This window comes from Mesorhizobium sp. M7A.F.Ca.CA.002.05.1.1 (assembly GCF_003998335.1).
GTDB lineage: Bacteria > Pseudomonadota > Alphaproteobacteria > Rhizobiales > Rhizobiaceae > Mesorhizobium.
The window spans coordinates 1-1,578 of the sequence record NZ_RZQI01001148.1 but is presented as its reverse complement, the minus strand read 5'-3'; the positions used below and the strand labels follow the sequence as shown (position 1 = coordinate 1,578).

Genomic DNA, 1,578 nt, shown 5'->3' with positions numbered 1-1,578 from the left:
GATTGCCCCTCCCGCCTATGCCAAAAACCCGAATGTCGGCGGCGCGCCGATGTACACCACCAAGAACATCGTCGAGAACGCCGTCAATTCGAAGGACCACACGACGCTGGTCGCCGCGGTCAAGGCCGCCGGCCTGGTCGACACGCTGCAGGGTGCTGGCCCGTTCACAGTCTTCGCCCCGACCAACGCGGCGTTTGCGAAACTGCCCAAGGGCACCGTCGACACGCTGCTGAAGCCGGAGAACAAGGGCAAGCTCACCAAGGTGCTGACCGCGCATGTCGTGGCAGGCAAGATTTCGGGCGCCGAAATGATGAAGAAGGCCAAAGCGATGGGCGGCAAGTACGAGATGAAAACCGTCTCCGGTGACACGCTGACCGCTGAAGTCAAGAAGGGCAAGCTCTACATCATGGATGAGTCAGGCGGCGAGGCGCGAGTGACGATCGCCGACGTCAACCAGTCGAACGGCGTCATCCATGTCGTCAACAAGGTGCTGTTGCCGAAGTAACGGCTTTCGGCAAAGGGGATCAAGGCAGGTCCGTTGGGGCTTTCTCGGGCCTGCCATCCCCACCTCATGACGAGGTGCCATGTTTCTTGGGAAGTCGTATCGGCATCGGCCGGGGTCCTGTCCCTCACAGGACCCGGTTTCTTTTGGTTCATGGACCGAAGACCGTAGAGGACAAATACCTGAACGGAGCGCTTGCAGGGGTAGCCGAGATGCCGGTTAGCCGTAAGCTGGCACGGACCGCCGCGCACCGGAATGTGGCGTCGCGATGCGACTGCCAACGCGGTTGAGGGGTAGAGAGACAACGCTCACCTAGCGCCCGCAGATGTGACATACTGACTGCATATCGATTTCGTAGCCTTGTTAGGAACACGACGTGGATTGGTTTACCCAACGCAAGCCTTTCCCAAATGCCGCAAAGTCAGCTTTCGGAGTTGGAGCGCTTGGCGATATAGCTGCTGAGGAATTGACTCCCATCGTCGACGACACTTACCGAACAACCTCGAGGCATCTCACATCTGATGGGATCAGCATCTACATTCCCTATCGGTTGCATTTTCTGCCGACCGTAGCTGTCGATTTCGCTAGCTTTTCGCCGGGGTCGCAGTGCTTGCTGACACGTTCGACAGACGGTTATCTGAGGCAAAAATCAGCCAAAATTATCCTTCCGCTGAACGAGCCTTGGACGATTCCATTCATCGTTCTTCTCTTAGGCGAGTACGTCGTCGAAATTCTCGACGATATCCATTTGGCGATGCCGTATTTCGATCAGACAGCTTACGCCAGTTTCGTCCGGCAGAACCGGCAGGTAATGCGTGCAATACGCGCTAAGGCGACAAGCTATTGGAATGCCTACTACCGCCAAAGTTATCCCGGCAGGAAATCGTATCCGGCGATTGCCGTCCTCAATCAGCTGGATACTTGGGCAACCTAGCATCACGTGCAACGGGACAGCCGACGACGTCGCCATACGTTGTATTTCCATTTTGTCGACGGTGACGCATTCGAAACTTGCTTCAACAAAAGGCCCTCGACCAAAACATCACTCCATCACGGCGCTGTGGTCGACCTTGGCT

Annotated in this window: 2 protein-coding genes; both read left to right on the top strand. The window is 56.7% G+C overall.

Annotation, left to right across the window (positions count from 1 at the left end; all coding sequences use genetic code 11):
• Position 1 precedes the first annotated feature (1 nt).
• Positions 2 to 505, top strand: coding sequence for a fasciclin domain-containing protein (locus tag EN939_RS33495; protein WP_127271744.1), 504 nt, complete (start codon positions 2 to 4; stop codon positions 503 to 505).
• Positions 506 to 878: 373 nt separating this feature from the next.
• Positions 879 to 1,436: a hypothetical protein gene (locus tag EN939_RS33490; RefSeq protein ID WP_127271419.1), complete on the top strand. Its 558-nt coding sequence runs from the start codon at positions 879 to 881 to the stop codon at positions 1,434 to 1,436.
• Positions 1,437 to 1,578: the final 142 nt, after the last annotated feature.